Origin of the sequence: Azonexus hydrophilus, assembly GCF_905120355.1 — a bacterium.
Classification (GTDB): domain Bacteria; phylum Pseudomonadota; class Gammaproteobacteria; order Burkholderiales; family Rhodocyclaceae; genus Azonexus.
Window position 1 is genome coordinate 1 of record NZ_CAJHOB010000003.1, and the last position, 22222, is coordinate 22222.

A 22222-nucleotide genomic window follows, 5' to 3' on the forward strand; every position below is an offset into this window, starting at 1 on the left:
TGTGTCGTAGTCAGTACCTGAGGTGGCGCTGCCACCCGTCGTGAAGCTGTAGGTCACTGCCGTCTGCGTCGGCTCCGTCAGCGTCACCGTGTACGACAGGGGCTGACCTTCTTCCACTGCATCGTCAGTGATCCCCGGGCCGTTCGGCTCAATGCCGCTGATCCCCGGCTTGTCGTTGTCCAGAATCGTGCCCGTACCGCTTGCCGACGTATTGCCCAACACTGGCGTCGCCGTCAGGGTGAAGCTTTCATCACTCTCGACCAAGGCATCATCAATAACCGGAGTACGCACCAGAATCACACCCGCCCCCGGCATTGTTACCTTGTCGCCTGGCAGATAGTTACTCCAGGACAAGCCACCGTCCGTCGAAACTTCCAGCGCAGGGCCGTAATCGCCACCGGCCTTGGCGTCACCGTCATTCAATGTCAGCGTGATCTGATTACCCGGCTTGCCCGTGACCTCAAACTCGGCATAGGGTGATGACTCACTCACCACGACGTTGTTGACACTGACCACATGGTCGTTATCCAACCCCGACAGCGGATAAGCCGGATCGGTCGAATCGATCGGCTCGCCCGTCTTTGGATTCTGTATCTCGCCCGTGCCGTCATCCTTGATCGTACCGGTACCGCGGGACGGGGCACCGCCCCCCTCCGGCACCACGACCAGAGTCAAGGTTTCCTCCCCCTCCGCCAGATCGTCGTTAACAATAGGAGTCCGGACGAGAATTTCACCTGTCTGATTTGCGATCGGGCCACCAGGGTAGGTCGTCCAACTATTTCCGCCATCAGTAGAGACTTCGATGACCGGGCCGTAGTCCACCCCGCCGCCGGTGGCGCTGCCATCTTCAAACTGCAGCGTCACGTTTTGCCCAGCGTCTCCCTTCACGGTAAACACCACATAGGGGGAAGCCTCGTTAACCTCCGGGCTATCTACTGTCACTGGACCATAAACAACGATGGCTTCAGCGTCTGCTCGCGGCAAGAGCGGCGCCCCCTCAACAGTATTCAGAACACCACGATCACCGGTGCCAAAGCTATAGGACTGCGGATCAACAGTTTCCACAATCCGCAAGAATTCGACGAAGCTGTGCCCTTCGTTACCCGGGCCAGTCTCACCTGCGGCCGGCGCTTCAGCATCGAGCAGGGCATCGAGATCCTCCCCCTCTTGCAGGGCGGCGGCAATTTTCTCGAAACCATTTTTTTGCGCCAGAGCACTATCGCTGGCATCCGGCTTCACCTCTGCCGCGACTTCCGCATCAACCGTCACCGACTGGCGCTCGCCGACCACCAGCGAACGGCCATCCGCCAGCGTCAGAACGACCTCGGCGCCATTGCCGGCGACCACGGTTTCGCCCTCACGGATCACATCACCGGGCTGCAGCCGGCGCAAGTTGCCAGAAGAGTCACGGGCGAAAGCTTCGCCAGACAGGGAGGAAACTTGGGCAATGACGTTAGCTTGGGCCATGACGGCGCTCCATACAAAATGGGTAATGCGCACAGTCTATGGGGGGCCAGCCCAGGCAGCCATTGGACTTTGGTACAAATCCAGGCTGCGCCATGTAAAGAAGTGTACTAGTCGCGCACCCCGTTGATGCGCAGCGAGAGTTGCAATCGGTCACGTACCTGCAATTTTTCAAAAATTGCCGTCAGATGCGCCTTGACCGTGCGCTCAGCGATATCGAGCTGGCGTGCGACTTCCTTGTTGCTGGCACCTTGCCCGACCAACTGGGCTACCGTGATTTCACGCCCGGACAGCAACAACTGCCAGTCCTGTGGTGCAGACTCTGCTTTTTTTTCCAGAATCCGCTGGGTGCTAGCCAGGACATGCTGCAGCAGACTCCGCCCGACCCACAAGCCGCCGTTTGCGACCACCACATCGACCTGGCGCAAGACGTCCGGCGCTGCGTACGTGTTGCAGCACCCGGCCGCACCGACCTCCAGCGCCTGCACGGTGATGGCTTCACTCGGCGCATCCGCCAGAATGACGAAATTTGCCGGCAGATTCAGCGTTGGCACAAGCTGCGCCGGCAGTTCGCCAGGCAACAAGCGGACCCAGCATAGCCGGGCGCTGGCAGCAACATGCTCAGTCCGCCGGCGCCACAAACCCTCTGGGAAAGCTTCCCGCCAGTTTGCTGGCATCCTGGCTGTGTCATCGATCAGGTAATGCATCCTCAACGCTCCGTCAAAGCGACGTTCTTTGCCCGCAGGACAGGCTTCAGCAGGTAAGACAGCACACTCTTCTTGCCCGTCAGGATATCGACCTCCGCCACCATCCCGGGAATGATGGGCAGATTGGTCTCGCCAAAACCGGAGTTCAGCGTTCGCACCCGAACCAGGTAAAACGCATTGCCTTTATCATCCATGACCGTATCGGCACTGATGTGCTCAAGCACCCCTTCGAGGCCGCCATAGACGGAAAAATCATAGGCCGAGAACTTCACCATCGCTGACTGCCCCGGACGCAGGAAAGCAATATCGCGCGGCAGAACCCGGGCTTCGAGCAGCAGGTTGTCTTCCAGCGGCACGATTTCGATCATGTCCTTACCCGGTTGCACCACGCCGCCCACCGTGTTGACCAACAGGCGCTTGACCACCCCTTTTACTGGCGAACGGATGGACGACTGCTTGACCCGATCGGTCAGTGCCACACTGCCTTCCGACAGGCTATTGAGCTTGGCGGCCGCATCCGACAGTTCCTTGCCTGCTGCGTTACGGAAAGACAGCTCAACTTCCTCGATCTTGCGCTGCGCCTCGCTGATTGCCGCCTGGACGCGACTGATCTGGGCACTGGCCATGTCACGTTCACCCCGGTAGCGAGAGACATCACGCTCCAGACGCAGCAGTTCAACTTCCGACACGGCGCCGGAGTTGATCAGCGGGCGCGTTTGCGTCAATTCCTGGGCAGTCAGGTTATAGCTGTGCGCAGCCTGCTCACGCCGCGCCACTGCCTCGTTCAATTCCTGCCGCCGCTGCGCCAGTTGCTGTTGGGCGATCGACAGAGCTGCCGTCAACTCGTCACGCGTCGCCAGATAAAGCTGCTGTTCCTGCGCCACGATTTCCGGGCTTTCCTTGACCGCTTCTTCCGGCGGCACGAAATCGGTGCCTTCGCTGACGGCTTTCAGGCGCGCCACTTTCGCCAGATGACTCAGATACTGGGCGCGATTCTCATTGACCGAGGACTGGAAGCGCGTCTCGTCGATCTTCACCAGCAACTGCTCCGGCTGCACCACGTCGCCCTCATGCACGAGAATTTCCGAAACCAGGCCGCCATCGATACTTTGCAGCACCTGCAACTGCTTGGACGGAATGACCTTGCCTTCACCGCGCGTCACCTCGTCCAAACGGGCCACTGCCGCCCAGAGAATGAAGATCAGAAAAACGATGCCGATGGCGCGCAGCAGCACCCTGGCGCGCAGGGGTTCTTGACGCAGCATGGCGAGGTCGGCATCGGTGGCGAAATCGACGACTTCCACGTCTTCCTGATTGGGCAGCCGCCCCAGCACCCTTTCGACGCGCGGCTTGTTCTTTTCGGCGACGCGCTCCAGCCAGCCGTTCAGGCGCTTGATCCAGTTCGGGAAAGCCATTACACACTCCTCCCGATCCGTCCGCTCTGCAGCGCCTGAATGACCTGATCGCGCGGCCCGTCGGCCACCACCTTGCCGTCATCGACGACGATGATGCGGGTGGCGAGTTCGAGCAGGCTGTTGCGGTGGGTGACGATGAGCACCGTCTTGTGCGCGGCGATCTTGCGCAGGCGGTCCTTGAACTGCTGTTCGGAAGAAAAATCCATCGCGCTGGTCGGCTCATCCAGCAACAGGATGGGCGGATCCATCAGGAAAGCACGGGCAATGGCCACCCCCTGGCGCTGCCCGCCGGACAACGACTCGCCACGCTCACCGATGAGCATGTCGAAACCATCCGGATGGCGATTCACGAACTCGCTCAAGCCGCCCGCCTCCGCTGCCGCCAGAATGGCCGCATCATCGGCATAAGGCGCCCCGATGGCGATGTTGTCACGCAGCGTGCCGTAAAACAGCGTCACGTCCTGCGGCACGTAGCCGATGTTGCGGCGCAGGTCGGCCGGGTCGAGCTGGCGCACGTCGACGCCATCGACGCTCACCGTGCCCTGTTCCGCCTGATACAGGCCGAGCAGCAGTTTTTGCAGCGTGGTCTTGCCGCTGCCGACGCGGCCGATAATGACCACCTTCTCGCCCTGTTCGATGCGCGCCGTCACGCCGCGCAGCGCCGCCACCTGGGTGTTCGGATAGGAAAAGTGCACGTCGCGGAATTCGATGCTGCCGCGCAGATCGGGCCGGTGCACGAAATTGGCGTCCGCCGGACGCTCCACCGGATGCCCCATGATCTGTTCGAGCGACGTGAGCGAAATGCGCGCATTCTGGAATTGCAGGAGCAAGCCGACCATCTGCCCCAGCGGCGCCACCGCACGCGAGGAAAGCATGGTGCAGGCGATCAGCCCCCCCATGCTGAGCATGCCTTCGCCGATCAGATAGACCCCGACGATGACCACCGTAACATTGACCAACTGCTGAATTTCAGCCGCACCGTTGGTCGCAGCGGCGGACAGGAAACGCATGCGATTATTGACTCGGGCCACGAAGGCCACCGACTTCTCCCATTTCGACTGCATGACATTTTCTGCCGCCTGCGTCTTGATGGTTTCCAGCGCCGACAGGCTCTCGATCAGCGTGGCGTTGCGCAGCGCCCCTGCGCGGTAGGTCGTTTCCGACAATTCGTGCATCTTGTATTGCAAAACATAGGCATACACCGCCACCGCCAGCATCGCCGCCAGCACCGGGAAAATCAGCGGCCAGGCGATCAGACCGATAACGATCACGAACAGGAGCGCGAACGGCAGGTCGATGAAGGCTGTCACGCTGGCCGAGGTAATGAAATCGCGCACCGATTCAAACGAGCGCAGATTCGCCGAAAACGAACCGACCGCCGCCGGCCGCGCTTCCATGCGCATGCCCAGGACGCGCTCCATGATCAGCGCTGACAGCTTCATGTCGATGCGCGCGCTCGCCAGATCGATGAAGTAACCGCGCAGTGAGCGCAGCAGAAAATCGACGCCGATCACGATGAGGATGCCAAGGGCCAGCACCCACAAGGTTTCCAGCGCCCGGTTCGGCACCACCCGGTCGTACACGTTCATGGTGAACAAGGGCATTGCCAGAGCCAGCATGTTGATCAGGAAAGCAGCCCCCAGTACATCACGGTACACCGGCCACTGCTCAGCCAGCGCCCCCCAGAACCAGTGGCGCAGGCGCACCTGGCCGACGGCGGGCGTGCGTTGATCGAAGCGGAAATGCGGCCGGGCGAAAATAGCGATGCCGGCGTAGCGCTCGGCCAGTTCGTCCCGGCTCAAACTCACCGAACCCTGCCCGGTTTCCGGGAAAAGAAGCTGCGCGCGCTGGCCGCCTTCGTCCCAACCAAGCAGGACGCAGGCTTCCTCGCCATGCAGCAGCAACACCGCGGGCAGCAAGGCGGTGTCGATCCTGTCCAGGGCGCGCCGCCCCAACTTGGCGGCCAGACCGGCGCGCGCCGCGGCGCGGGCAAATAATCCCGGGGTCAATTGCCCGGCCTCGAGTGGCAATCCAGCAGTCAAGGCCGCACGTGTGCTGGGACGACCATGAATCCGTGTCAACTCGACCAGACAGTCCAGCAACGGATCATGGTGCAAAAGATCTTCCCGAATATCGGATAAACCGACTCCCCCGCTGATGCTCATTGTTTTTTCCTGTTGTTGCCGACAATTTTAGTGCCCGAAAAATTCCTGGGTGCCAAGAATTGTAAATTGGGCGCAAACAGACAATGTCGGTTTGTATCCTGCACACTTGCCTAAACCGCGTAGACCGGGAGCCGCCGGGTCACGCTCTGGTTTTTCAGGCGCACATAGACCGGCAGACCGTTCGCGAATGGCGGCAGATCCTCGCCGGCGATCAAGGGCGCCAGGTAACGCCGGCAGGCTTCGGTAATATGGAAGCCATCCGCCGAAATGAACTCCGGCGGCAGACGACGCTCCACATTGGCCAGGGCCGCCAGCGGTGCAGTGCGGATTTCCCAGCGATAAGGCGCATCGGACAAGCGGTGCAGGATCGGCGCCACATCGCTTTCGCCGGCCAGTGCCAGGCGCAATGCGGCCGCGCCCAGCGCATGCGCCTGCGCCACATCCACCGCCGAAGCCAGGTGACGCGCCGAGCGTTGCAGATAATCAGCCACCGCCAGATGCTGCTTGTAACCCAGGTGCACTTCCACCATGTCGGCAATGTAGCGCCCGACCGTGCCGGCGCGGCGGCTAGAAACACCAAAATTGCACCCCCCGGCATCGCACAGCCCCTCTGCCGTCACCACCACGCAATAACCATAGGTTTCGACACAGTGCCTAACCCGAGCCAGGAATTTGCGGTCATCAAACCCCACTTCCGGCAGCAGCAGAATGTGCGGCGGCTCCCCCTCGGCTTCACTGGCCAACCCCGCAGCGGCTGTAATCCAGCCGGCGTGCCGCCCCATCACTTCGAGCACGAACACCTTGGTCGAAGTCTGCGACATGGAGGCCACGTCATAACCCGCTTCGCGCACCGAGGTGGCGATATATTTCGCGACCGAACCAAAGCCTGGACAGCAATCGGTCAGCACCATGTCGTTATCAACGGTTTTGGGGATGCCGATCACCCGCAACGGCTGGCCGATTTCTCGCATCATTTGCGACAGGTGCCAGGCCGCGCCCATCGACCCTTCACCCCCGTTGATGAAGAAATAACCGATATCATGCGCCGCCAGAACCGCTGCCAGGCGCTCATACATGGCGCGATGCGTGGCCAGCGGCCCGAGGTGGAAACGACTCGAACCGAACGCGCCACCCGGCGTCTGGCGCAGGCGGGCGATGTCGGCGTCACTTTCCAGGCTGGTATCGATCAGATCCTCGCGCAAAGCGCCCAAGATACCGTCGCGCCCGGCATAGACCTGGCCGATGCGCGTCGGATCGGCGAGGTGCTGACGGCGCGCTTCCTCGATCAGGCCGCACGCCGTCGCATTGATGACGGCGGTGGCGCCTCCTGACTGCGCGTAGAAGGCGTTGATTGCCGCCATAGCTGCCTTACTTCAGCGCATTGAACGCGGCGGTCGTGATTTCATCGACGCTGCCGACACCGGCAATCTTGCGCACTTTCGGCGCGGCGGCATCGCCGGTCGCCGCCCATTGACCATAGAAATCGACCAGTGGCTTGGTTTGCGCGTGGTAAATCTCCAGCCGCTTCTTGACCGTTTCTTCCTTGTCATCGTCACGCTGCACCAGGTCTTCACCAGTGACATCGTCCTTGCCTGCGACCTTGGGCGGGTTGAACTTGACGTGATAAGTGCGGCCCGAAGACAGGTGGGCGCGGCGCCCGGCCATGCGTTCGATGATGTCGCTATCCGGCACATCGATTTCAAGCACGAACTCGATCGGCACACCGGCATCCTTCATCGCCTGCGCCTGCGGAATAGTGCGCGGAAAACCGTCGAACAGGTAGCCGTTCTTGCAGTCGTCCTGGGTCAGGCGATCCTTGACCATGCCGATGATCACGGCATCCGGCACCAGGCCGCCCGCGTCCATGTGCTTCTTGGCTTCCAGACCGAGCGGGGTGCCCGCCTTGACCTGGGCGCGCAGCATGTCGCCGGTGGAAATCTGCGGAATAGCGAATTTTTCACAGATGTACTTGGCTTGCGTACCTTTACCGGCGCCAGGCGCCCCCAAAAGAATCAGTTTCATGAGAAGTCCTTCATAGGAAAAAACCAGAAATTCTTGAATATTCTTGTGCCATCAGCAGCATGCATGGACGCAGCCGGAACGCTCGAACTTACCTGCTAATTCAGGCAGGGTCAAACAGTTTGCGCACGCGGACAGCATCCTCCGGGGTATCCACCCCCGCCGCCGGTGCGGCATCCACCAGCGTGACGCTGATGCGGTAGCCGTGCCACAAAGCACGCAACTGTTCCAGAGCCTCGAACTGCTCGCACGGCGCTTCTTGCAGGCTGGCATAGGCGTTGAGAAAGCTTGCCCGATAAGCATACAGGCCAACGTGTCGGTATGCCGGCAAACCCGCCGGCAAACTGGCTGTACCGTTCGCTGCGAAATGATCGCGGGCGTAGGGCATCGGGGCGCGTGAGAAATACAGCGCATCGCCATCGGCACGGCAGACCACCTTAACCACATTGGGATTGAAGAAATCCGCCGCCACGGTCAGCGGATGTACCACCGTCGCGATATCCGCACCGCTCACTGCCAGCTGCCGCGCCGTCTGCGTGATCAGCTCCGGCTCGATCAACGGCTCGTCGCCTTGCACATTGACCACCAGCGTATCGCTCGCCCAGCCTCGCTGCGCCACCACTTCCGCCAGCCGGTCGGTCCCCGAGGGATGATCCGCGCGCGTCAGGAGCGCTGCCACGCCATGCGCCGTGCAGGCCGCATGCACTTCCGGGTGATCTGTGGCCACCCACACCTCTTCCGCGCCCGACAAACGTGCACGCTCGGCAACGCGCACCACCATCGGCTTGCCACCGAGATCAAGCAGGGGCTTGGCGGGCAGACGCGAAGAAGCGTAACGCGCCGGAATGACCACCTTGAACGCGGGCAGCACGCTCACGCTTCGTCTGCCAGCTGGCGTGCTTCGTCGGCGAGCATCACGGGAATGTCGTCGCGGATCGGGTAGGCCAGGCGACAGGGTTTGCACACCAGCTCCTGCTCCGCCTTGCGGTAGTCGAGCGGGCCTTTACACAGGGGGCAGACCAGAATTTCAAGCAGACGAGCATCCACGTAGTTTCTCCACGATCAAATCCATCAAGGCCGGCGGCAACTGGGCCGTCACCGGCAACACCCAGGCCTCAGCCACGGCTTCAGACAAGGGGAGAGCGGCGCATTTTACTGCATCCTTCTCGGTCATCAGCAGTACGGTCTGCGGCCCGAAGGCGAGATCGGCCAGCTGATACGGCTGATGATCTGCAAACGCATGCGCCTCGAACTGCAGCCCCACGGCGCGCAGCGTCGCAAAAAACCGCTCCGGATGGCCAATACCGGCAATGGCATGCACGTTTTTCCCGGCCAGCCGGGTCACCAACTCGGCCGCCGGACACCGCTGCTGCGGTGATCCCAGGCGATAAAAGCCGTCCGTTTGCAATGTCATCGTAAACGCCGGACGCCCCAGCGCCAACGCATCCACCGCACAGCCATTGCCGACCACCGCATCCACCTGCGCCAGACGCGCCAGTGGCTCACGCAACGGCCCCAAGGGCAAACGCCAGCCGTTACCGGCCCCACGCGCATCGAATACGGCAATTTCCACATCGCGCGCCAGACGATAGTGCTGCAAACCGTCATCGCATAGCAGCACGTTCACCTCCGGATGCGCCGCCAGCAGGGCACGCCCTGCGGCCGCCCGATCGCGCCCGACCCAGAGCGGACAGCCGCTGCGCCGAGCCAGCAAACACGGTTCATCGCCCACCTCCTGCGGCAGACTGTCGGCCGTCACTGCCCGCACCGCTGTACCAAGATCGGCACCGTAGCCCCGGCTGATGATGCCCGGCTGCCAGCCCCGGGCACGCAGCTGCTCGGCCAAGGCCAGGGTGAGAGGCGTTTTTCCCGCCCCCCCAACAATCAGGTTGCCGACCACCACCACCGGCACCGGCAAATGCCGCCGCGCCGACCAGCGCCGCCGTCCGGCGGAACCCAGGACAAAAAGCAGGTGTAGCGGCCACAACACGAGCCAGCACAAGAACCAGGCAAGAAACCACAACGCCGGCCTCGGCCGGCGTTGGAACCACAATCGCTGCAACCCGTCAGCGCGCATTAATCGGCACTTTGCGTGGCAAACGAGATATGCGGATAACCGGCCGACTGCGCCGCCTGCATCACATCAACGACGCGCTGGTGCGTCGCCTTGGCATCGGCATTGATGACGATCACCGGTTTCTCGCGACCAGCCGCAGCCTGCTGCAGTGCCACCGCGATAGCCTGGTTGTCGCCAGCGGCGAGCGGCACCTTGCTGACCAGAATCTGCCCGGCAGCCGTCACCGCCACATCGATTTCATTAGGCTGTCCGGTCGACTGGGTGGCATCCGCCATCGGCAAATCAATTTCCAGGCCGGCGTATTTCGAATAGGTGGTGGTCAGCATCAGGAAAATGATGATGACCAGCAGCACGTCGATCATCGGAATCAGGTTGATTTCCGGCTCTTCCCACCTGTTATTGCGCTGGAATCGCATGCTTACTTCCGCTCGCCGTGCATGTATTCCACCAGCCGAACCGCCTGCTGTTCCATCTGGATGACGAAGGTATCGACCAACGCCCGGAAATGACGCCAGAAAATCATGGCCGGCACGGCGATGAAAATACCGAAGCCGGTGTTGTAAAGGGCAATCGAAATCCCACTGGCCAACTGCTGCGGACTGCCAGTACCGGGCGTTTGCGAACCGAAGATTTCGATCATCCCGACCACGGTACCGAACAGCCCCATCAGCGGGCTGATCGAAGCGATGGTGCCGAGCGTGGTCAGGTAGCGGTTGAGTTCGTGCGCGACGGCTGCGCCCGCTTCCTCGATTGATTCCTTCATCACCTCACGCGACGTGCCGACATTGCGCAAACCTGCCGCCAGCACCCGTCCCAGGGGGGAATGCCGCTCCAGGTCCGCAAGTAGACGGCTATTGTCGGCACCACGCCGGAACTCACCGACGGCACGCTGCAGCAACCCAGGGGGAACGATCTTGTTGCGGCGCAAGGTCAGCAAGCGTTCGAGGATCAGGGCAACGGCAATGACCGAAGCCAACAATAAGGGCCAGATCGGCCAACCTGCTGCTTTGACGATTTCAAACACGTGCCAATGTCCTTAGAAAATTCAGTCCACAATTTTGCCCTGCCCTGCCCCCCCCGGCAAGACATTCGCTCATGTGCGCAAAAAAGAAAGCGCAGTTGCCGAGGTATTTTCACGTTTTCCCCCAGCTTTATGCGCCATCTCATTGAAAGCACAGGGAGCAGCCCTTTTATCCCCAAAAGCTGTGGATAAGTCTGTGGATGAACTGTGGCAAACCCGACCAAAGCCGCGCCAGAGCGCCTCCCGCCTTATCCTGCCAAAAAACGAGGCATACTTTTAACCTCCTTAAAAATCAATTAGTTATGTTAATTCAACATTGTCAAGCCCATAACCCATGAATTTTTTCCAGTTAAAATCCGGCGATGCACACCCCGCCCTCCGCTGTCAATAACTCTCCACTCAGCATCAGCGTCCTGAACCAGCAGGTCCGCGCGCGACTGGAAGAATCCTTCCCCCTGCTCTGGGTGGCTGGCGAAATATCCAACCTGACCCGGGCTGCGTCTGGCCACCTGTATTTTTCCCTCAAGGACAAGGATGCCCAGGTCCGCTGCGTCATGTGGCGCAGCCGCGCACAAACACTCGGCTGGCAACCGCAGAATGGCGCGCAGGTCGAAGCGCGGGTGCTGGTCTCTTTTTATGAGCCCCGCGGCGAATTTCAATTAAGCGTCGAAGTCCTGCGCCAGGCCGGTCAGGGCGCCTTATTCGAGCGTTTCCTGCGGCTCAAGGCAGCACTCGAAAGCGCCGGCCTGTTTGCCCCGGAACGCAAACGCCCGCTTCCTCCCCAGCCACGCCGCCTGGCCATCGTGACCAGCCTGCAGGCTGCCGCCCTGCGCGATGTCTTGAGCACCCTGGCGCGACGCGCACCGCAACTCAAGATCGACATCTTCCCCACGCCGGTACAGGGCGAAGGTGCCGCCCTCCAGATTGCCGCAGCACTGCAGGCCGCCGGCAACAGCGACTGCCAGCTCGTCATCCTGTGTCGCGGCGGCGGCAGCATCGAAGACCTGTGGTCGTTCAATGAAGAAATCGTCGCCCACGCCATCGCCCACTGTCCGTTACCGGTCATCAGCGGCATCGGACACGAAACCGACTTCACCATCGCCGATTTCGTTGCCGACCAGCGCGCCCCCACTCCCACCGCTGCAGCCGAGCTGGCCGTCCCCGAGCAGGCGCTCGTCTTGCGCCAGCTGGCACAGCAGCAGCATCGCCTGCAACGCGCCTGCCAGCGCCGCCTGGCTGACCTGCAGCAAAGCCTTGACCGACTCGCCCACCGGCTCGTCCATCCCGCCGAAAACCTCGCCCGGCAACGGGAAAAGCTCGACCAGCTGCAACAACGCCTGCAGCGCGCCAGCCAGCGCCTGCACGAACAACGGCACGCCCGTCTGTTGCGCCTGATGGACAACCTCAAGCAACTCGACCCATTGGCCGTGCTCGACCGCGGCTACGCCCTCGTCACCGACGGTAATGCGCAGGCATTACGCAACAGCAGCCAGACCCATCGCGGCGCCCAGCTGCACATCCAGCTGGCCCGTGGCCAGCTGCGGGCGCAGGTCACCGAGGTTGTCGCCCCCGGCGAAGCTGACTAGAATCGAACTCGTCACTAGCGCAACACACATTTGACGCCCCCCCATCAACACAACGGAGAAAACAATGGAACATCAACTGCCCGCCCTGCCGTACCCCAAGGACGCCCTGGCCCCGCACATGTCGGCCGAAACCTTCGACTACCACTACAGCAAGCACCACAACGCCTACGTGGTTAACCTGAACAACCTGATCAAGGGCACCGAGTACGAGAACCTCGACCTCGAAGCCATCGTCAAGAAGGCACCGGCCGGCGGCATCTACAACAACGCCGCCCAGGTCTGGAACCACACCTTCTTCTGGAACTGCATGACCCCGAACGGCGGCGGCGCCCCGACCGGCGCGCTGGCCGAGGCAATCATCGCCAAGTGGGGCTCGCTGGATGCCTTCAAGACCGCCTTCCAGACCGCCGCCGTCGGCAACTTCGGTTCCGGCTGGACCTGGCTGGTGAAAAAGGCCGACGGTTCGCTCGACATCGTCAACATGGGCGCCGCCGGCACCCCGCTGACCACCAGCGACAAGGCCCTGCTCTGCGTCGACGTCTGGGAACACGCCTACTACATCGACTACCGCAACCTGCGCCCGAAGTTCGTCGAAACCTTCCTCAACCATCTGGTCAACTGGAACTTCGTCGCCGCCAACTTCGCCTGACCCGGCGCCGGCATTCCGGCATAAAAACTCGTCAGCCGAGTTTGTAGAAAGAGGGAGCGTTTGGCTCCCTCTTTTCATTGCACTATTGCTTAATAGTCCGTTTTTAGGCCGAAGCAGCCTTTGCAATAAGTCGATGTAAAAGGCAGCAGTGGGCCATGTGTGGCCAACCATCAATCGATCCGGATAGCGATCATCGCGGCGGGAGGGTATGCTAAACACCTCTGCCCGGAGTCGATCAGATCACACACCATGCCGGCTGCTGCTTTTCCTGCGTTGTTATCTTGCCTTGCGCAAGATTTATTCTTCCAAACAGGAGATTGCAGAACATGTTATCCGGCATCCCAATGTTATTCGGCAGAACGGTCACCCGAAAATAAGGTTATACCTCACACTCTCCACCACGGTATACGTATGAAAAAAGAACTTACATGGCGTCAGGCAATTGACGAAGTGCTTGGAGCTTCATCAACCCCTTTGCATTACAAAGAAATCGCTGAGCGGATCATTTCTAGTCAACTCAGATCAAATGTTGGGGCCACGCCAGCCGCGACCGTCAACGCTCAGATCAGTGTTTCAATAAAACATGATGGAGCCGCCTCACCATATGTGCGTATCGCAAAAGGTACTTTTTCTCTTACAAAGGCGACAGCCACGCAACAATCCCATACAAAAGAAAAGCTCACTCCAATCGTCTCAGAATCTGAAGAGTCGGAAGAACAATACGAAATTGTCAGTTCGTTTGGCATGTTCTGGCGCCGTGATGCTATTCAATGGAGTGCAACTCCAAAACTTCTCGGCATGCAGCAATTAGGCGCAACTCCCGTAGATTTCAACAAGCAACTTGGCATCTATTTACTTTATGACGGCCGCGAGGTCATCTATATCGGTCGCACAACAGACCGCCCACTTGGGCGGCGGCTCTATGAGCACACACTTGATCGGCTGGCAGCTCGCTGGGATCGTTTTTCATGGTTCGGTCTCCTGCCAGTTTCCGAATCCGGCCAGCTCGCCTCACTACCAACCACCTATGAAGCGGCAAAAATCATTCCAGCGCTAGAGGCAATTCTGATCGAAGCACTTGAGCCTCGCCAAAACAGGAAGAGGGGTGATGATCTTTCTGCTGTCGAGTTCATCCAAAAGGAAGATCCAGAAATCCACAAGAAGAGGGTCAAAGCATCACTGGAAGCAGCAATTGAAAAGCTTTGAGGTCTAACGATTGACTCCGCCAGACCTTGGGCATAAAGCCGCACAAGGCCGCTCATTCCCACGTTGAACGTCCGCTTTCACAACTCACCAACTTCTGCTTCGGGTCGGCTACTGACATTCAATTGCCGCTCCGTTAACGGCAGCAAAGACCGATAAGCTGCCCCAAAAAATATCCCAGGCTCCAAACCAGACTGGCAAAAAGCAGCGCGCGAATCAGTGGGTCAGCCAGCCAACCGCCGGCACCACCGCCACCCCGGTGGCGATCCACAGGCTCTGGCGGATGAAGCCGTCGCCCTGCTTGTGCAGCAGGGGAAAGATGTCTGCCAGCGCCACGTAGATGAAGCTGGAAGCGGCGATGACCAGCACGTAGGGGAGCGCGACGCTGACTGTGTTCAGAACGAAGAAGCCGAGGGCGCCGCCGAGGACTGCGCTGAGGCTGGAGGCGGCGTTGGCGAGAAAGGCCCGGGTATTGCTCCAGCCGGCATTTTTCAGCAGCAGGAAGTCGCCCATTTCCTGCGGCACTTCGTGCGCGATGATGGCCACGGTGGTGGTGATGCCGAGCATGGGATCGGCGATGAAGGCAGCGGCGATCAGGACGCCATCGACAAAATTGTGGAAGCCGTCGCCCACCAGAATCAGCAGGGGGGCGGTGACGGTAGCGTGGTGTCCGTCGTGCGCCTTGCAGTCGCCGTGTGAATGGCGCCACAAGGCAAGGCGTTCGAGCGTGAAGAAAGCGAAGAGGGTGGCCAGCATGACGGCAAACAGGGTCGTCGCCGGACCTTCGTGATGGTGATGTGCCGACGCAGCGGCAGTGTGCTCGCCGGAGTGCTCATGGTCGTTGTAACCAGCTTCTTCCGCAGGCGCGGCATGCCCTTCCCCGCTGTGCGCACTGTGCGCTTCCCCGGCCGGCCCCACCGTTTCCACTGGCGATTGCAGGCTGTTGAAAGCTTCCGGCAGGACGTGCAGAAATGCGGAGGACAACATCACACCGGCGGCAAACGCCACCAGAATGGCAGTCGCCCGCTGCGACAGACGGAAAACGACGGTTGCTGCAGCCGCCATGCTGATCAGACCACCTACCAGACAGGCAAGCAGGATCATGCTCAAGGTGTGCATTTTTGATTCCGGGGAAAACAGTACGCCAGGGTACCTGGGGCGGCGATGTTATAACAAATCACTGCGTTCGCGCTCGACGCGGATGATGTAACGTTGGATGTCGTGCGCGGCGCCTGGCGGCAGATCAAGGAAAGACACGCCCACCCGCCAGCTTTTAACGCCGTTGCGCCCTTCCACTTCCGTCACATGGCGGACCTCGCCGGTACAGGCGATGGGCACGGTGCCTTCGGCCAGCTGAAAGCTGCAGTCATGCAGCAGGGCACCGCGCTCCAGCCCGGGAATGCGCCGCGCCACCGTCAGACCAATCCCCTCCACGGAAATGTCGTGCACCGGCAGGGTGATGGCCTCTTCCGCCGCTCCAACCCGCGCCTGAAAATCGAGGGGACGGCTGCGCGGAGTCAGGATGCGGAAGCTCTCCCGCCGCTGCAGGCGCAGGATGAACGGCGGCAGTTGTGCCACCAGGGCCAGACGCCCGGCATAGGACACCGGGCGGACTTCTTCGACCGCAAACTGCACCAGCACCCCTTCCGGGCGCGCCACGAAGGTGCACTGTCCCCAGTCGAGCAGGTGCCGGTTGAGGATTTCCGAGCCGCCCCGGTCAAACACCAGCTCCCCCCGCTCGGCGTTTGCCGCCAGCAGGGTGGTCAGCATCAGCTCCTGACCAAAGTGCACCGTAAACCGCTCGCCGGCGCGGGCCAGTCCTTCCAGCGTCAAGGCAATCGCACGGCGGCCGGTAATGTGAAAGCGTTCTTCGAGTTCTGCCTCGGAAAGTTGCGCCAGCTGGCTCATGCGCCCTCCAGCACGCGCAGCAAGGAAGCGGTGTCCTCCTTGCCCCAACCGGCACCCATCAGGGCATTCAGTTGCTGCCCGACGCTGGCGGCCAGAGGCACGACCACCCCGCTTTGCCGTGCCGCCGCCAGCAGCAGACCGAAATCCTTGTGGTGCAGACGCGCCTCGATCCCGGCGGCAAAATTGCGCTCCACCATCCGCTGGCCCATCACATCGAGCACGCGCGAGGCTGCGGAGCCCCCTGCCAGGGCAGTGCGCACCTTGCCCACATCGACGCCGGCGGCGCGCGCCAGATGCATGGCCTCGGCGACCGCCTCGATGGCCGCCACCATGATCATCTGGTTGCAGGCTTTTGCGACCTGCCCCGCCCCGGCTGCGCCCACATGCACGATGCGCTGCCCCAGTTTTTCCAGCAAAGGCTGAACCCGCGCCAGAATCGCTGCTTCACCGCCAACCATGATCGCCAGCGTGGCCGCTTCCGCCCCCTGCACGCCACCAGACACCGGCGCGTCGAGCATATGGATACCTTTCCCGGCAAGCTGCGTCGCAATCGCGCGCGCCACATCCGGTGCGATGGTCGAACAGTCGACCACGATCGAATCGGCTGCCAGCCCGTGCACCAGCCCCTCTTCGCCCAATACCACCGCCTGCACGTCGGCGCTGGAGGTGACCATGGTGAACACCACCTCACACGCGGCGCCGAGGGCTGCCGGTGTCGCATGCACCTGGGCCGGCAGACCGACCGTACTGTGCGGACGCCGTGCCCAGACATGCAGCGCATGCCCGGCCTGTGCCAAATGCAGTGCCATGGGCCGTCCCATCACGCCCAGACCGATGAATCCCACTTTCATTGCACACCTCCGGCCAACTGTTCCAGCACGCGCAATACCGCCACCGAGTCGTCCTCGCCCAGCCCCTGCGCCACCGCCGCAGAGAACAACTGCGCTGCCACGGCGGTTCCTGGCAGGCCAACATGCAGTTCGTGCGCCGTCTGCAGGACGATGTTGAGATCCTTCTCGTGCATCCAGCTTTTGAAGCCCGGCTTGAAATTACGTTCGATCATGCGCTGACCGTGATTCTCGAGAATTTTCGACGCAGCAAAACCACCCAGCAGGGCCTCGCGCACCTTGGCGGCATCGACGCCGTTTTTCTGCGCAAAATTCACCGCTTCCGCCACCGCAACCACACCCATGCCGGTCACGACCTGATTCGCGGCTTTGGCCACCTGCCCTGCCCCCGGCCCGCCGACATGGACAATGTTGCCGCCCATGCACTGAAACGCCGGCAAGGCGCGGGCAAAGGCCGTTTCCGAGCCGCCCGCCATGATCGACAAAGTACCGGCAATCGCCCCCGGTTCGCCGCCAGACACGGGCGCATCGACAAAATCGATGCCGCTTTCTGCCAGTTCGGCATGAATGGCGCGGGCCGCTGCCGGCGCAATGGTGCTCATATCCACCGCCACCAGCCCGGGCTGCGCCTGACGGGCCAGCGCCCGCATGACCTCGGCCACATCCGGCGCATCGGCCACCATGGAAATCACCAGCGCCTGCCCCGTCGCAAGCTCGGGCAGGCTGGCCGCCACCGCGGCCCCGGCGGCCTGCAGCGGCGCTACCGACTCCAGCCGCCGCGCCCATACCGTCACGGTATGTCCCGCCCGCAACAAATTAAGGGCCATCGGCCGCCCCATGATGCCCAACCCGACAAACCCGATGCGCATGCATCCTCCTTCGACGCTGAAATTCCCGGTTAACAAGCGGTCCTCTTCACTGCGCGGCAGATGCACCCACAGTTCGCCCACCGCACCGCCCATGATCTGGCTGCTAGATAACGCCGATCCCGACCGCTGTCAATGCGCCGCCCACAGACAAAAACGGGGTGGGCGGTGCCTTGAGCCACCACCCACCCCGATCACTTCCATCCTTCGCTCAGCCGGATAAACGTTGCTGCATCGCCTCCAGCTGGCGGACGTGGTCAGCTTCTTCTTCCACGAACTCCTGCGCCATGGCCACCACACGCGGATCGGCAGATGCATCGGCAACGCTCTGGTAATACGCCAGCCCCTGTCGCTCGCTCGCCAGCGCCAGTTCCAGCGCCGACGGCACGTCCATCAAGGCATCAACGCCCCACCAGGCCGCCGCTTCCGGCGACTCGCCATCCGGCCAGTCGTAGCCATCGGCGGGCAGTTCGCTGATGTAGCGGAAGCCGCCCCGGGCCATAGCCTCCTTCAGATGCAGGCGGGAAAAATCGGCAAACTGGCGGAACAGGGCAGACACTTCGGCATTACCCAGGGTGTCGAGATGGTCGGCCAGCTCATCGAAGCGGCGGGCGGCCTCGGCTTCGAGGCGGACGGCATGGGCGAGAAAGCGGCGGATACTGTCCATCTCCACCTCAACCGAATTTGAACAGGATGCCGAAACCACCGCGCGGGTAGTTCCAATCCACGTTGTTCTGGTCGCAAATCAGGCGGCAGGTGCCGCATTCGAGGCAGCCATCCACCACCAGCTCGATCCCGCCCGCCGGATCGGCACGCCAGCAGCCCGCCGGACAACAGACGGTGCAGGCCTTGGCATCACAACTGACGCAGGTGCTTTCGTTGCGCACGCGGATGTGCGGACGCCCGGTATCGACCCGATAGCGGTTCTGGAACAGTTTTTCCTCGACATTGAGTGTCGGAGGCACAAAGGTGGCGCTCATCTGAAAGCCCTCCAAAAGCGGTAGGCGTCTCCCAGCAGGCCCAGCAGCGAACGCTTGCCCTTGAGATCGGCCATGATTTTCTGTTGTTTGGCACGTTTGCTGACGCCATCGACCGTCAGCAGCTCGCGCGCGGCATCACCGAGGAAGCGCGGATACATGCCCAGCATATGCGGCTGTTCCGTCAGCAGGGTTGGCACATCCTGATACTTTTTCAGGTCGGCCATGACGAAGCTGTCATCGAGTGTACGTTTGTAGGCCGCCAGATTGGCGGCGCTATACGGTTTGCCGGCAGCTTTGAGCGCAATCAGGGTTTCCGCCGCCATGCGCCCGGAGGTCATTGCCAGGTTGGAGCCTTCGCGGTGCACGGCATTGACGAAGCCGGCCGCGTCGCCAACGATCATCCAGCCGTCGCCGTACAACTGCGGCAGGGCCTTGTAGCCACCTTCCGGAATCAGGTGCGCGGAATACTCTTTCATTTCCGCCCCTTCGATCAGTGGCTTGATCGTGGGATGACGCTTCAGCCCTTCCAGCAGTTGATAGGGCGTCAGCGACTGCTTTTTCATATCGGACAGCATGCAGCCGATGCCGATCGCCAGCGAGTCCTTGTTGGTGTACAGGAAGCCGGTCCCCAGCATGCCGTGGGTGACGTTGCCGGCAATTTCGATCACCACCCCTTGCGTGCCGCTGATGTTGAAGCGCGCATCCACCGTTTCCTTGGGCAGGAACAGCACTTCCTTCACGGCCAGCGCCATGTCGTCCGCCGTGATCTCCGGCCGCAGCCCGGCACGACTGCCGACCAGGGCATTGGCGCCATCAGCGAGAATCACGCAATCCGCGTAAATATCGCCTTTCTCGCGCTCGGTGCGCACACCGATCACCTTGCCCGAGCCATTGCGCAGCAGCTCGGTCACCGTGGTTTCGCACACCACCAGAGCGCCGGCCTTTTTGACCTGATCGGAAAACCAGCGGTCAAAACGGGCGCGGATGATGGTGTAGCGGTTGTACGGTTCCTGCGAAAAGCGGGCGTCGCGATAGCTCATGCCGGTGCAGGTCTGATCTTCATCCATCAGCCACATGCGCTGTTCGATGATGTGCCGTTCGAGCGGGCAGGTCTCGCGAAAATCGGGAATGATCTTTTCCAGGGCATCGGCGTACAGGATCGCCCCCTGCACGTTCTTGGTGCCCGGCGATTCGCCGCGCTCCAGCTGCAGCACCGACAGCCCGGCCTTGGCCAGGGTGTAGGCGGCGCCATTGCCCGCCGGGCCGGCACCGACCACGATGACGTCAAATTTTTCCATTAGCGTGCTCCCTCATCCTGTGCCGCCGCACCTTGTCGTGCCCGCGCCGCAGCCAGGCGTTTCTCAAATGCCGCCTGCAGCGCCGGCAGCAATTCAAGGGCGTTACCGACCAGGGCGTAATTGGCGAAATCGAAAATCGGCGCATTGGCATCGACGTTGATGGCCGCAATGGCATCCGCCCCCTCCATGCCGACCCGGTGCTGCACCGCGCCGGAGATGCCGGCAGCTATGTACAGTTTGGGCCGCACCGTCTTGCCCGACTGTCCGACCTGCCGTTCCGGGTCAGTCCAGCCGGCATGTACGGCCGGACGCGATGCCCCGACTTCGGCCCCCAGCACCTTGGCCAGCGCAAACACTTTCGCGAAGTTTTCCGGTTTCGCCAGGCCGCGCCCGCCAGACACGATGAAGTCGGCAAAAGCCAGTTGCGGTTTGTCCGCCCGGGCATCGGGAATGAAATCGATGACCTTGGTCACGACCGCCTCTTCCACCAGGGAGAAAGGATGCTCGATGACGCGAATCGTGCGGCCGCTCTGCCGGGCCGGCATCGGCATCACGCGCGGCCGCACGGTTGCCATCTGCGGCCGGGTCGCCAGATTGACGATGGTGCACATCAGGCTGCCGCCAAAGGTCGGCCGACTGGAGAGCAGCGATTTGTCGCTGGGGTCGATTTCCAGCCCGGTGCAATCGGCGGTCAGCCCGGTGAGCAAGGTGGTCGCCACCGAACCGGCCAGATCGCGCCCTTGCGCCGTCGCGCCCAGAAGCAGGATTTCCGGTTGGTAAGCATTCACCAACTCGGTCATCCCCACCGTGTAGGTCTGATTGCGGTAATCGGCCAGCACGTCGCTTTGCATCAGGTAGCACAAATCGGCGCCATAGCAGGCCGCTTCATCCACCAGGGCGCGCACTTCCGGTGCGGTGCCACCGAGGATGGCGACCGCCAGCTCGCAGCCCAGGGTATCAGCCAGCTTGCGTCCCTTGCCCAGCAGTTCCCAGGACACGGGATGGACATGGCCGTGTTCGTGCTCGACGAACACCCAGACATTCTTGTACGACTTGAAGCGTTCGGGCAGAACGCGCTTGGGTTTCTTGATCGGCTTGGCGATATCGGTATCGTCGCTCATGCGCTTTCTCCTTGTGGTGCCGCAAGGCCCGAGTCCTGCCCGGCCAGTTGATCGAGATGGGCCAGCAACTCGCCTTCCAGTTGCGGGAAGTCGGCAAACAGTTTGTCCACGAACGCTTCGGCCATTTCCGCCGGGGTCGCCCCTTCGATGCGCTGCGCCTTCACCGCCTTGGGTTTCGGCCCGAACACCTGGGCAACAGCAGTCGGCGAGCCTTTCAGACCAACCTGCGTCAGATCGGTGATGCCCGCACCATCGCGGTTCCAGATTTCCACTTCCTGCCGTGCCGCACGGAACATGCCCGGCATGTCGGCAAAGCGCATTTCATTGCCGCCTTCAAGCATGGTAATGACCGCCGGCAAAGCCGATTGCAGCACCTGCACGCCGCCTTCCGCACGCCGTTCGACCACCAGCCGACGCGCCGCCGGATCGAGTTCGCGGATTTTGGACACATAGGTCAGCAGCTGATAACCGAGACGGATGGCAATCCCCGGCCCAACTTGCGCGGTATCGCCGTCGATGGTCTGCTTGCCGGTGAAGATGAGGTCGAGCGGCTGGCGCTCGTTAAGAGTGCGCAGGGCGGAAGCCAGCACAAAAGATGTGGCCAGGGTATCGGCCCCGGAAAACACCTTGTCGGTGATCAGGATGGCGTGATCGGCGCCAAACGACAGACACTTGCGCAGCGCCTCTTCGGCCGGCGGCGGCCCCATGGTCAGCACGGTCACGGTGGCACCGGTGGCATCCTTGATGCGCAGCGCCTCTTCCAGCGCGAACAGATCGAAGGGATTGACGATGGCCGGCACCCCCTGACGCATGATGGTATTGGTCACCGGATGCACGCGAATCTGCGCACTATCCGGTACTTGCTTGATACAAACGGCAATATGCATGGTTGATC

General features: G+C 61.6%; 23 protein-coding genes. 3 read left to right on the plus strand and 20 right to left on the minus strand.

Annotation, left to right across the window (positions count from 1 at the left end):
* The 11 genes from JYJ39_RS02675 to JYJ39_RS02725 form a co-directional block, all read right to left on the minus strand.
* The coding region (locus JYJ39_RS02675) for a retention module-containing protein (RefSeq protein ID WP_205201880.1) at window positions 1-1467 on the minus strand (1467 nt) is incomplete at its 3' end.
* Between the two features lie 107 nt (window positions 1468-1574).
* On the minus strand, window positions 1575-2171 hold the full coding sequence (locus tag JYJ39_RS02680; RefSeq protein WP_205201881.1) for a response regulator transcription factor: 597 nt from the start codon (window positions 2169-2171) through the stop codon (window positions 1575-1577).
* A gap of 2 nt (window positions 2172-2173) precedes the next feature.
* Window positions 2174-3586: an HlyD family type I secretion periplasmic adaptor subunit gene (locus JYJ39_RS02685; RefSeq protein ID WP_205201882.1), complete on the minus strand. Its 1413-nt coding sequence runs from the start codon at window positions 3584-3586 to the stop codon at window positions 2174-2176.
* Window positions 3586-5751: a type I secretion system permease/ATPase gene (locus JYJ39_RS02690; RefSeq protein ID WP_205201884.1), complete on the minus strand. Its 2166-nt coding sequence runs from the start codon at window positions 5749-5751 to the stop codon at window positions 3586-3588. The genes JYJ39_RS02685 and JYJ39_RS02690 overlap by 1 nt, the downstream gene beginning before the upstream one ends.
* A 110-nt stretch (window positions 5752-5861) precedes the next feature.
* Window positions 5862-7112, minus strand: coding sequence for a 6-phosphofructokinase (locus JYJ39_RS02695; RefSeq protein ID WP_205201886.1), 1251 nt, complete (start codon window positions 7110-7112; stop codon window positions 5862-5864).
* A 7-nt stretch (window positions 7113-7119) separates the two neighbouring features.
* Complete coding sequence (gene adk / locus JYJ39_RS02700; RefSeq protein WP_205201889.1) at window positions 7120-7773, minus strand: adenylate kinase; 654 nt, start codon at window positions 7771-7773, stop codon at window positions 7120-7122.
* Between the two features lie 100 nt (window positions 7774-7873).
* Entirely contained in the window at window positions 7874-8638 is a 765-nt protein-coding gene (gene kdsB, locus JYJ39_RS02705; RefSeq protein ID WP_205202180.1) for a 3-deoxy-manno-octulosonate cytidylyltransferase, read from the minus strand.
* A gap of 5 nt (window positions 8639-8643) precedes the next feature.
* A complete protein-coding gene (locus JYJ39_RS02710) occupies window positions 8644-8817 on the minus strand; it encodes a Trm112 family protein (protein ID WP_205201891.1) in 174 nt (57 codons plus the stop codon).
* The gene (gene lpxK / locus JYJ39_RS02715; RefSeq protein WP_345890781.1) at window positions 8798-9760 is read right to left on the minus strand and encodes a tetraacyldisaccharide 4'-kinase; all 963 of its coding nucleotides are present in this window, start codon (window positions 9758-9760) and stop codon (window positions 8798-8800) included. The genes JYJ39_RS02710 and lpxK overlap by 20 nt, the downstream gene beginning before the upstream one ends.
* 86 nt (window positions 9761-9846) lie before the next feature.
* A complete protein-coding gene (locus JYJ39_RS02720) occupies window positions 9847-10263 on the minus strand; it encodes an ExbD/TolR family protein (protein ID WP_205201895.1) in 417 nt (138 codons plus the stop codon).
* Between the two features lie 2 nt (window positions 10264-10265).
* A complete protein-coding gene (locus tag JYJ39_RS02725) occupies window positions 10266-10871 on the minus strand; it encodes a MotA/TolQ/ExbB proton channel family protein (RefSeq protein WP_205201897.1) in 606 nt (201 codons plus the stop codon).
* A 359-nt stretch (window positions 10872-11230) separates the two neighbouring features.
* Between JYJ39_RS02725 and xseA the strand changes: the two genes are divergently transcribed.
* The 3 genes from xseA to JYJ39_RS02740 all read left to right on the plus strand — a co-directional run bounded on the left by xseA (window position 11231) and on the right by JYJ39_RS02740 (window position 14309).
* Window positions 11231-12454 carry an exodeoxyribonuclease VII large subunit gene (xseA, locus tag JYJ39_RS02730; RefSeq protein ID WP_205201899.1) on the plus strand — a complete coding sequence of 408 codons (1224 nt, stop codon included), beginning with the start codon at window positions 11231-11233 and terminating at the stop codon, window positions 12452-12454.
* A 64-nt stretch (window positions 12455-12518) separates the two neighbouring features.
* Window positions 12519-13103, plus strand: a complete 585-nt coding sequence (locus JYJ39_RS02735) for a superoxide dismutase (RefSeq protein WP_205201901.1) — start codon at window positions 12519-12521, stop codon at window positions 13101-13103.
* 411 nt (window positions 13104-13514) lie between these two features.
* Window positions 13515-14309, plus strand: a complete 795-nt coding sequence (locus JYJ39_RS02740; RefSeq protein WP_205201902.1) for an HTH domain-containing protein — start codon at window positions 13515-13517, stop codon at window positions 14307-14309.
* Between the two features lie 213 nt (window positions 14310-14522).
* Here JYJ39_RS02740 and JYJ39_RS02745 read toward each other — a convergent pair whose 3' ends face one another.
* From JYJ39_RS02745 to JYJ39_RS02785, 9 genes are all read right to left on the minus strand, one after another.
* Window positions 14523-15425: a ZIP family metal transporter gene (locus JYJ39_RS02745; protein ID WP_205201904.1), complete on the minus strand. Its 903-nt coding sequence runs from the start codon at window positions 15423-15425 to the stop codon at window positions 14523-14525.
* Window positions 15426-15473: 48 nt separating this feature from the next.
* The gene (locus tag JYJ39_RS02750; protein WP_205201906.1) at window positions 15474-16214 is read right to left on the minus strand and encodes a flagellar brake protein; all 741 of its coding nucleotides are present in this window, start codon (window positions 16212-16214) and stop codon (window positions 15474-15476) included.
* Window positions 16211-17065 carry an NAD(P)-dependent oxidoreductase gene (locus JYJ39_RS02755; protein ID WP_205201908.1) on the minus strand — a complete coding sequence of 285 codons (855 nt, stop codon included), beginning with the start codon at window positions 17063-17065 and terminating at the stop codon, window positions 16211-16213. Before JYJ39_RS02755 ends, JYJ39_RS02750 begins: the two co-directional genes overlap by 4 nt.
* Window positions 17062-17931, minus strand: a complete 870-nt coding sequence (locus tag JYJ39_RS02760) for an NAD(P)-dependent oxidoreductase (protein WP_205202182.1) — start codon at window positions 17929-17931, stop codon at window positions 17062-17064. The genes JYJ39_RS02755 and JYJ39_RS02760 overlap by 4 nt, the downstream gene beginning before the upstream one ends.
* A gap of 208 nt (window positions 17932-18139) precedes the next feature.
* On the minus strand, window positions 18140-18595 hold the full coding sequence (locus JYJ39_RS02765; protein ID WP_205201909.1) for a ferritin-like domain-containing protein: 456 nt from the start codon (window positions 18593-18595) through the stop codon (window positions 18140-18142).
* Window positions 18596-18602: 7 nt separating this feature from the next.
* The gene (locus JYJ39_RS02770; protein ID WP_205201910.1) at window positions 18603-18908 is read right to left on the minus strand and encodes a ferredoxin family protein; all 306 of its coding nucleotides are present in this window, start codon (window positions 18906-18908) and stop codon (window positions 18603-18605) included.
* A complete protein-coding gene (locus tag JYJ39_RS02775) occupies window positions 18905-20206 on the minus strand; it encodes an FAD-dependent oxidoreductase (RefSeq protein WP_205201911.1) in 1302 nt (433 codons plus the stop codon). Before JYJ39_RS02775 ends, JYJ39_RS02770 begins: the two co-directional genes overlap by 4 nt.
* Window positions 20206-21327, minus strand: coding sequence for an electron transfer flavoprotein subunit alpha/FixB family protein (locus JYJ39_RS02780; RefSeq protein WP_205201912.1), 1122 nt, complete (start codon window positions 21325-21327; stop codon window positions 20206-20208). Before JYJ39_RS02780 ends, JYJ39_RS02775 begins: the two co-directional genes overlap by 1 nt.
* On the minus strand, window positions 21324-22214 hold the full coding sequence (locus JYJ39_RS02785) for an electron transfer flavoprotein subunit beta/FixA family protein (protein WP_205201913.1): 891 nt from the start codon (window positions 22212-22214) through the stop codon (window positions 21324-21326). Before JYJ39_RS02785 ends, JYJ39_RS02780 begins: the two co-directional genes overlap by 4 nt.
* Between the last annotated feature and the right edge of the window lie 8 nt (window positions 22215-22222).

Coding starts and splice junctions, on each gene's coding strand:
- JYJ39_RS02680 (WP_205201881.1), bottom strand. CDS start 2,171: ATGCATTACCTGATCGATGACACAGCCAGGATGCCAGCAAACTGGCGG.
- JYJ39_RS02785 (WP_205201913.1), bottom strand. CDS start 22,214: ATGCATATTGCCGTTTGTATCAAGCAAGTACCGGATAGTGCGCAGATT.
- JYJ39_RS02735 (WP_205201901.1), top strand. CDS start 12,519: ATGGAACATCAACTGCCCGCCCTGCCGTACCCCAAGGACGCCCTGGCC.
- JYJ39_RS02720 (WP_205201895.1), bottom strand. CDS start 10,263: ATGCGATTCCAGCGCAATAACAGGTGGGAAGAGCCGGAAATCAACCTG.
- JYJ39_RS02695 (WP_205201886.1), bottom strand. CDS start 7,112: ATGGCGGCAATCAACGCCTTCTACGCGCAGTCAGGAGGCGCCACCGCC.
- JYJ39_RS02775 (WP_205201911.1), bottom strand. CDS start 20,206: ATGGAAAAATTTGACGTCATCGTGGTCGGTGCCGGCCCGGCGGGCAAT.
- JYJ39_RS02780 (WP_205201912.1), bottom strand. CDS start 21,327: ATGAGCGACGATACCGATATCGCCAAGCCGATCAAGAAACCCAAGCGC.
- JYJ39_RS02760 (WP_205202182.1), bottom strand. CDS start 17,931: ATGCGCATCGGGTTTGTCGGGTTGGGCATCATGGGGCGGCCGATGGCC.
- JYJ39_RS02755 (WP_205201908.1), bottom strand. CDS start 17,065: ATGAAAGTGGGATTCATCGGTCTGGGCGTGATGGGACGGCCCATGGCA.
- JYJ39_RS02750 (WP_205201906.1), bottom strand. CDS start 16,214: ATGAGCCAGCTGGCGCAACTTTCCGAGGCAGAACTCGAAGAACGCTTT.
- JYJ39_RS02765 (WP_205201909.1), bottom strand. CDS start 18,595: ATGGACAGTATCCGCCGCTTTCTCGCCCATGCCGTCCGCCTCGAAGCC.
- adk (WP_205201889.1), bottom strand. CDS start 7,773: ATGAAACTGATTCTTTTGGGGGCGCCTGGCGCCGGTAAAGGTACGCAA.
- JYJ39_RS02685 (WP_205201882.1), bottom strand. CDS start 3,586: ATGGCTTTCCCGAACTGGATCAAGCGCCTGAACGGCTGGCTGGAGCGC.
- JYJ39_RS02745 (WP_205201904.1), bottom strand. CDS start 15,425: ATGCACACCTTGAGCATGATCCTGCTTGCCTGTCTGGTAGGTGGTCTG.
- JYJ39_RS02740 (WP_205201902.1), top strand. CDS start 13,515: ATGAAAAAAGAACTTACATGGCGTCAGGCAATTGACGAAGTGCTTGGA.
- xseA (WP_205201899.1), top strand. CDS start 11,231: ATGCACACCCCGCCCTCCGCTGTCAATAACTCTCCACTCAGCATCAGC.
- JYJ39_RS02690 (WP_205201884.1), bottom strand. CDS start 5,751: ATGAGCATCAGCGGGGGAGTCGGTTTATCCGATATTCGGGAAGATCTT.
- JYJ39_RS02770 (WP_205201910.1), bottom strand. CDS start 18,908: ATGAGCGCCACCTTTGTGCCTCCGACACTCAATGTCGAGGAAAAACTG.